Origin of the sequence: Hymenobacter sp. (genome assembly GCF_036387835.1) — a bacterium.
GTDB lineage: Bacteria > Bacteroidota > Bacteroidia > Cytophagales > Hymenobacteraceae > Hymenobacter.
Genome location: NZ_DASVSY010000087.1, coordinates 1 through 7,957, shown reverse-complemented (window position 1 = coordinate 7,957; position 7,957 = coordinate 1). Strand labels below are relative to the sequence as shown.

Here is a 7,957-nt window from a genome sequence, read left to right as displayed (position 1 = left end):
GGAACAAACCAGGTAAACAACCTCAGCAACGCCGAGACGCGAACCGTAGGTCGGCGCAGCCAAGTGTCGCGTCTCTACCTCGTTCATGATAACTTGTTACTGCACAAATAGCCCTGCCGCTGGATACTCGTTTCGCTCGTGCGCAGAAACTGCAGCTTCGCTTACAATTTCGACACCAGCACACTGGCCGCATTGCCTCCAAAGCCAGCGGCGTTTACCAAAATGCGGCGAACAGGGTGCGGTGCTGCTTGCGCCAAATCAGTAGCAAACGGGGCAGAAGGCCATTGCTGCGTCTCCAGCACGTGTAAGGCAAAATCCAGGCTCAGCGCTGCAGAAGCGCCCAGCGTGTGCCCCAACAGCCACTTATTGGATAGCAGCGGCGGTAGTTCCTCCCCGAAAATAGCCCGTAATGCTGCCCGCTCCGAAGCGTCGCCGGCCGGGGTACCAGGGCTGTGCAACACAACGGCATCTACTTCAGCCGGGACACGGCCAGCCTGCTGCAAAGCGTGGCGGATAGCTAACTGAAAGTGTTGCCCATCGGGTGAGAGGCCGGTTTTGCTGGCTATGGCTTCAAAGCCAAACCCTACGCCTTCCAGCACAAAACGCGGCTTGGTAGAAGGCTCGGCTGCTAACGCGGAAGCGCTTACTTTTTCCAACGCAAACACAGCGGCTCCTTCGCCTAATACAAACGTAGAGGGCCTGCCAGCACCGGGTCGGCAGGGCCACTCGGTAGCATCGAAAGGAGAGTAGATGCCCAGCGCGTGCATTTGCGCCAGAGTGAAATCGGTAAGGGGCGCCTCGGTGCCACCCGCCAGGAAACGAGTAGCCATACCCGCCCGCAGCCACGCCACGGCATTGCCTAGCGCCTGAAACGCGCTGCTACAGGTGCTGGAATGGCTGAGCGCCGTACCATCCGTGCTGCCAACATCAAAAGCCACCCAGCTCGCCACATTGCCCAAGGTAGTGAGCGGCGAAGCCGCCGCGGGCACCATACCATCCGCCAGAAAACCAGCGTGGAACTGCTCTAATCGCTCCGTAGCCCCCCGGCTGGACCCGATGCTGACGGCAATGGCGGATTGTTGATGGTTGGTTGTTGATGGTTGAGTGGCACTACTATCATTGCTGAGTACTGTTTCAACTAAGCTAGTGTCTGAAACCAGTGCAGATACAGAAGCCGATTGGTCAACGATAGTAATACCACTTGTTTCGGAAGTCCAACCGGCTTCGGCAGTGGCTTGGCGGGCAGCTAGCAAGGCCAGCAGCACGGTGCGGTCGAGCTGACGATAGGCCGGATGGGTGCGTTGCAGGGCGGCTACGGCTGTTTCCGCGGCGGCGGGTAGTTGGGCCACCGGGAAGTTGTGGGTGGAAACCACTTTGGTTTGAAAAGGGGCAAAGCTAACGGCGGAATAAGCGGCCTCAATGCCCAACGCACACACCCGGCCCCGGCCCCGAATCACGACAAGGTCAGACGAATCAGGCATGAGCGGCAGAAGAAGTGAGCGTGAGCACTAGCTCCCGCATTCGGCGCAGCACCTGATAGAGCAGTGCCAGCTCGTCGTTGGTGGTGCAGTAGGGTGGGAGCAGGTACACCACGTTGCCGAGCGGCCGCAGGATCACGCGGTTATCGAGGGCCAGTTGATACAGCGCGTCGCGGAGGTTGCTGAAGTAGCTGGTGTTTTCGCCGGGGTCGTACTCTACGGCCAGCATAGTGCCTAAGTGGCGCACCGCCCGGATGCCTGGCTGGTCTGCCAGCTCCTGCTGGAAAGCAGCGTGGGCGGCAGCTATGCGGGCTCTTTGGTTGGTGCACTCGGCAGCACGGGTCAGGTCGAGGCTGGCCAGCGCCGCCGCGCAGGCTACCGGGTTGGCGGTGTAGGAGTGGCCGTGGAAGAGTGTTTTCAACCGGTCTTCGCTTAGGAAGGCCTCGTAAATGGCGGCGGTGCAGGTAGTTAGGCCCATGGCCATGGTGCCACCGGTCAGGCCTTTGGAGAAGCACATAATATCGGGCAACTCGCTTAGCGACTCGCTAGCAAACAGCGGCCCGGTGCGCCCGAAACCCGTCATCACTTCATCGGCAATGCACAGCACGCCGTGGCGGTGGCAGCGGCGCAGCAGTTCCTCCAGCACCGTCGCCGAATACGTGACCATGCCCGCCGTGCCCAGCAGCAGCGGCTCGAAGATAAAGCCCGCCACATCGGGCCGCGCCACTACGGCATCGAGTTGCGCTAGTACTTCGGCTTCCCGGCCCGGTACCGGCACGTCAATGAATTCCACGTCAAATAAATAAGGCCCAAACGGCGCCGTAAATGCCCCGCGCCCACTCACCGACATGGCCCCGAAGGTGTCGCCGTGGTAGGAGTCGCGGAAGCAGAGGAAGGTGCGGCGCTCGGGCTGGCCCTGGTTGTGGAAGTACTGCATCACCATCTTCAGGGCCACTTCCACGGCCGTCGAGCCGTTGTCGGAGTAGAACACGCGGGCTTGGTTGGCTGGTAGAATCTCGAGCAGCTGCTCGGCCAGCTCCACGGCCGCCGGATGCGTGAAGCCAGCAAACAGCACGTGCTCCAGCGTGTGCAGCTGCTGGCTTACCCGCGCCGCAATGTGCGGGTGCGCGTGCCCGTGCAGATTCACCCACCACGACGAAATGCCGTCGAGGTAGCGGGTGCCATCTTCGGCAATCAGCCACGATTTTTCGCCGCGCACGATGGGGACTGGCAGCGGCGCGGTTTGCATTTGGGTGTAAGGGTGCCACAGCACGGCGTGGTCCCGTTGGGCGAGGGTGAGAGGCATGGGCAGCGAGGTTAGGCGGGCGCAAAGCTAGCTACTAACCGGGTTCCTGGATTGTTCTGGTGTTTTTAGTCTGCAGAGGACGCAGAGGATGGCGCAGAAGTCGCAGGGTTTTGGTGTCAGCTAGCGAACCACGCCCGAAACTCGGCAGCGTAACGGCTGACCACGGCTGGCGAAACTTCCGGTTCGGGCAGGAGCCGAGGCATTAGTGCCACGCCGGTGTGCTCTCTGATAAAATTTTCGGTAGCAGGAATGGGCGCGCCGTTGAAGACGAGCCCGCGCACCCGCAGCCCGCGCGCCAGTAAGGCTTCCAGCGTGAGCAAGGTGTGGTTGATGCTGCCCAAGTAGTTGCGCGAAACCACTACCACGTCGAGGTCGAACTGCTGCGCTAGGTCGGCCAGCAGGAAGCCAGGAGCCAAGGGCACCAACAATCCTCCGGCTCCTTCTACCAGCAAATGGTTGTTGGTTTGGGGCAATTCGAAATCAGTTGGCCGTATGGTGAGGCCTTCGGCGGCGGCGGCGGCATGAGGCGAAGCCGGCAGTTGCAGGCGGTGCCGCTCGGGCCAGAACCGGCTCACCGGATTCTGCACCAAGCTGCGCACCGTGGCCGCATCAGTAGTTGGCTCCAGCCCCGCCTGCACGGGCTTCCAATAGTCGGCCTGCAAGGCTTCGGTGAGGATGGCTGAAACCAGGGTTTTGCCTACATCCGTGCCAATGCCGGTGATGAAGAGTTTTTCCAAAAGGGATATTGTGTAGTGGGAATTACTATGTGCTATAAATGTAAAAGCATGTCTTATGCCCTCAATATGTTATTTTGAATAGTATTAAGTTAAATTAGAATATTTTCGGGTGTACTTGGATGATATTCTTAGGCATTAGTAATAAAAATTATAATTAATATTATTGTTTATATAATACTTGCGTGAAATAATTGTTCAACGCTCCATTGCCGCTGAATACTTCTAAGATTTTTGGTGCTGCATCAATTTTGGCTTGTCTGTATACTTGCTGATTGGAACTAGAATTGCTTCCTATATAGATTAACTTGTAAATCAGATTGCCGGGTTCGAGCTGTGAAGCTTTTAGTAGCATTTCTTTTGCTTGGTCTTCTAAATCATCAGAATCACCATACTCGTAAGGAAAGATAGAAACTGTATAGCCCGCAATAAAATTAAAATCTGCCTTATCAGAGAAGTTATATTTTCCTTCGTCAAGCAGTACTTGTAACAAATGTCGCAAATCTATCTTTTCATGAAAGCTGTTAGGAGCATCCTCAATGACTGTCCATAAGAAAAAATAGAAGTGCTTCCAAATTTCGTAGTCGTTCTTATTGCGAGAATAACAATTATTATAAGCATCAAAAGCTAATTCAAATTGTTTGTTATCCTCTAGCGAGAATATGTCTTGCAGTGTCTCTTTCATTACGAAAATTTATAAATTTTTCAATTGTACCTGCTTTGTAATTAATAAACTCAGATCTGATATACGAACTGTAAAGCTGTTCTCAACACCACCGCCAATCCGTCAATTTCCGCTTCGGTATTATGCGAATGCACAATAAGCCGCAGCCGCTCTGTGCCCACTGGTACCGTAGGCGACACGATGGGGCGCACGTCGAAGCCGGCTTGTTGGGCGGCACTGGCAATGCGGCGGACAACTTCGGGGCCGGGTTTGTCGAGGAAGAAGACAGGATGGATGATGTGGCTTCCTGATGGCACGTGCAGGCCGGGTACTTGGTTGAGGGTGGTTTTCAGGTGCTCGGAAAGCGCAAACAACTGTTTCCGCTCCGCCGCTAGTTGAGGCAACACCTGATAGGCTGCCGTTAAGCCGCTTATCGTGAGTGGAGGTAAGGCTGTGGTGTAGATAAAGGGCCGGCTGAAGTTGAGGAGGTAGTCGCGCAGTATGGCCGGACCGGCTACCGCGGCGCCTTGGCTGCCAAGTGCTTTACCAAAGGTGAGAATACGGGCAAATACGTCGGCTCCCAGCCCTAAGGCCACCACTAAACCTTCGCCATTAGGGCCGTAAATGCCGTTGCTATGCGCCTCGTCTACCACCAGATACAGCCCTTGCTCTCGGCAGAAATTGGCCAAATCGGGCAGCGGTGCCATGTCGCCATCCATGGAATACAAAGCCTCCACGGCCACAAACACGGCGCCGGTGGCCCGAGCCAGGCGGCGCTCCAGGTCCGCTAAATCATTGTGGCGGAAGCTCCAGGCCGTGGCGAAACTGCTCCGAATACCATCTTTCACCGAGGCGTGGGAGGCTTCATCGTAAAGGATGGTGTCGCCGCGGCGGGGCACAGCGGAGAAGAAGCCCATGTTGGCGGCGTAGCCAGAATTGAAAAGCAACGCCGCTTCTGCCCGGTGAAACTGCGCTAAGTGAGCTTCCAGCGCTTCGGCCGCCGCGGAGTTGCCGGTGAGCAGCCGGGAGCCGGTGCTCCCGGCTGCTTCGGTAGCGGCCTGTTGTATTGCGGCTTGGAGCGCCGCATGGCGGCTTAAGCCGAGGTAATCATTGGAGCTGAAATCCACCAAGCCAGCCGCCGGTTGGGTGAGGCGACGACGGGTGCTGTCCGCGTCGCGTTGGGCGAGCTGTTGGGCTAGGCGCTGGTGGAGGGGAGAATCCGGCATGAAAAGAAAAACTAGAGCTAAAAACTAACTCCCCTCCTTGAAAAAGGAGGGGAGTTGTGTTGTACTAGTTTTAGAGCTACGCGCCTACTGGAAGCTCTTTGCCGAGCACCACCGCACCTTCCGGCACGTCCTTAAATGACTTACGGGGCTTCAGTCCTAGCAGGGCAAACATCTGCTTGTCGGCGTCGAAGTCGGGGTTGGGAGTGGTGAGGAGCTTTTCGCCGCTGAAGATGGAGTTGGCGCCGGCCAGAAAGCACAGGGCTTGTTCGGTGACGGGCATTTCCTGGCGGCCGGCGGAGAGGCGCACCATGGTGTTCGGCATCAGGATACGGGCGGTGGCTATCATGCGCAGCATCTCCCACACGCTCACGCGGGGCTGGTCGGCGAGGGGCGTACCGGCCACGGGCACCAGCGCATTCACCGGCACCGACTCGGGATGAGCGGGCAGCGTGGCGAGAGTGTGCAGCATAGCTACGCGGTCCTCGTCGGTTTCGCCGAGGCCAATGATGCCGCCCGAGCACACCGAAATGCCGGCCTTGCGCACGTGCTCCAGGGTGTTGAGGCGGTCGTCGTAGGTGCGGGTGGTGATGATTTCCGAGTAGTGCTCGGCGCTGGTATCGAGGTTATGGTTGTAGGCGTAGAGGCCAGCTTGCTTGAGGCGCTCGGCTTGGTACTCGTTCAGCATACCTAAGGTACAGCACACTTCCAGGCCGAGGCCGTTCACTTGCTCTACCATGCCTAACACCCGGTCAAAGTCCCGGTTGTCGCGGATTTCGCGCCAGGCGGCGCCCATGCAGAAGCGGGTGCTGCCCGCGTCCTTGGCACGTTGGGCCGAGGCTACTACCTCGGCATCGGGGAGCAGCTTATGGGCCTGCACACCGGTGTGGTAGCGGGCCGCCTGGGGGCAATAGGCGCAGTCTTCGGGGCAGCCGCCGGTTTTCACGCTTAGCAGGGTGCATACCTGTACTTCGCCGGTGGCCTGTGTTTGGGCATGAATGGCGGCGGCCTGCGTCACAAGTTCCAGCACGGGCTGGTGGTAGATGGCATTTACTTCTTCAAGAGTCCAGTCGGTACGGAGCATGCTTTCAGGGAGTTTCGGGTTGCTAGTTGCTGGTTTCTAGTTGCCTACAAAAGCAAACCAGACGGGCCGCCAGCGTCGGGGTTCCGTGGTGGGCCGCAAGATACAGGAGAAGCGGATTTGCGCGTCTGAAAAACCGGGCGTATTACGCCTTGCCTAGCTGATTAGTCAGAAGTATATCATAAGCCCGGGAAACGCGCTGCGAAAATTCTGGATTTAGAGGTTCGAAGTGGAGAAATCCTGCTTCCACTAGTGGTAGCTTGGTTTGCAGCCAGTTGCTTAGCTGCACATGGCTAGCGGAACCCAACACTGGGCTTGGATGAGAGTATTTGCTGGTTTTCAGCAAAGACGATGAGTGCACGATGGTTTCAATCAAATTCTCGCAACTCCAATTGTCGAAAGAAATTTTTCGCCGTGCCAGCAATGGCTCCAAAGAACCTAGAAACTGAACTAACCAGCCAACTATGAGTTCGTCATCGAAACATTTGTGCTGAATGTGCTAGGTCCACCATTCCAGCAATACGGCCCGTACAGCGGCATGCTCGGCAGCGGACCAAGTAGCCCAACCCGCCATTTCCATCTTCCCCCAAAGCACGTCCTTCTCAATGTCTGAGTCGGAGTAGGTAATTAACTTCAGCAGCCTAGGCAAGAAGTGCTGGTAGTCGGCCATATTGCCCCACGTCGTCATGGCTTTGAAAGCATAGCGGCCTAGCTGCGCATCAGCAAGCTCCCGCAACGCCACTGTCTTCGGGGGCTGTTTTCTTCGGACTGATGCAGCATGGGCAAGCCTGAAGGAGTTGCCACAGGCGGTACTTGGCAAATTGCGCGTACGCTACCTCATTAGCTTGTTCCAGTGCCTCTCTTTTCATGGCAGTAGTGGTGTGGAGATGGGGCGCTACAGCTGCCGCAGCACCCGGCACGGATTACCCACGGCCACCACGCCGGCCGGAATATCGCGCGTTACTACGCTACCGGCCCCGATGGTAGTACCGGCCCCAATCGTAACGCCAGGCATGACCAGCACGCCTGCCCCTAGCCACAGTCGCCGATGGTGATGGGCCGGGCAAACTCCCAGCCAGCTATGCGTGGCGCCACTTCCACGGGGTGGCCTGCTGTGGTGAGCAGCACATTGGGCGCAATAAATACATTGTCGCCGATGGTGACGGCGGTGCAGTCGAGGATGGTAAGGTTGTAGTTGGCGTAGAAGTTGCGGCCCACTTTAATGTTGTAGCCGTAATCGCAACGCAATGGGGCCTCGATGTGGGCGTCGGTTTCGTAGCCTAGCAGCTCGGCCAGGATCTGCTTGTTGAGCTGCACGGGTTCCTGATTGTAGCGGTGGCACAGGATTTTGGCTTGCAGACGTTCGGCTACCAATTCCGGGTCGTTGGCCTGGTACAGCTCGCCAGCCAGCATCTTCGCTTTTTCAGTTGTGGCGCTCATGGATGAGGTTGGTTGCCATTTGTGAGTTGGC

At 57.3% G+C, this 7,957-nt stretch carries 9 protein-coding genes; all 9 read right to left on the bottom strand.

Features of this window, described 5'->3' with window-relative positions; genetic code table 11:
- Positions 1 to 161: 161 nt before the first annotated feature.
- Positions 162 to 1,481 (bottom strand): beta-ketoacyl synthase N-terminal-like domain-containing protein, encoded by a 1,320-nt coding sequence (locus tag VF639_RS16965; RefSeq protein WP_331147121.1) that lies wholly within the window; start codon positions 1,479 to 1,481, stop codon positions 162 to 164.
- Positions 1,474 to 2,784 carry an adenosylmethionine--8-amino-7-oxononanoate transaminase gene (bioA, locus tag VF639_RS16960; RefSeq protein ID WP_331147120.1) on the bottom strand — a complete coding sequence of 437 codons (1,311 nt, stop codon included), beginning with the start codon at positions 2,782 to 2,784 and terminating at the stop codon, positions 1,474 to 1,476. The genes VF639_RS16965 and bioA overlap by 8 nt, the downstream gene beginning before the upstream one ends.
- A 116-nt stretch (positions 2,785 to 2,900) precedes the next feature.
- A complete protein-coding gene (bioD, locus tag VF639_RS16955; protein ID WP_331147119.1) occupies positions 2,901 to 3,521 on the bottom strand; it encodes a dethiobiotin synthase in 621 nt (206 codons plus the stop codon).
- A gap of 160 nt (positions 3,522 to 3,681) precedes the next feature.
- Positions 3,682 to 4,203: a hypothetical protein gene (locus VF639_RS16950; protein ID WP_331147118.1), complete on the bottom strand. Its 522-nt coding sequence runs from the start codon at positions 4,201 to 4,203 to the stop codon at positions 3,682 to 3,684.
- Between the two features lie 50 nt (positions 4,204 to 4,253).
- The gene (locus tag VF639_RS16945; RefSeq protein WP_331147117.1) at positions 4,254 to 5,408 is read right to left on the bottom strand and encodes an aminotransferase class I/II-fold pyridoxal phosphate-dependent enzyme; all 1,155 of its coding nucleotides are present in this window, start codon (positions 5,406 to 5,408) and stop codon (positions 4,254 to 4,256) included.
- 76 nt (positions 5,409 to 5,484) lie between these two features.
- Positions 5,485 to 6,489 (bottom strand): biotin synthase BioB, encoded by a 1,005-nt coding sequence (gene bioB / locus VF639_RS16940; RefSeq protein WP_331147116.1) that lies wholly within the window; start codon positions 6,487 to 6,489, stop codon positions 5,485 to 5,487.
- A gap of 496 nt (positions 6,490 to 6,985) precedes the next feature.
- Positions 6,986 to 7,228 (bottom strand): hypothetical protein, encoded by a 243-nt coding sequence (locus VF639_RS16935; protein ID WP_331147115.1) that lies wholly within the window; start codon positions 7,226 to 7,228, stop codon positions 6,986 to 6,988.
- A gap of 153 nt (positions 7,229 to 7,381) precedes the next feature.
- Entirely contained in the window at positions 7,382 to 7,501 is a 120-nt protein-coding gene (locus VF639_RS16930) for an LbetaH domain-containing protein (protein ID WP_331147114.1), read from the bottom strand.
- Between the two features lie 17 nt (positions 7,502 to 7,518).
- The coding region (locus tag VF639_RS16925) for a sugar O-acetyltransferase (protein ID WP_331147113.1) at positions 7,519 to 7,957 on the bottom strand (439 nt) is incomplete at its 5' end.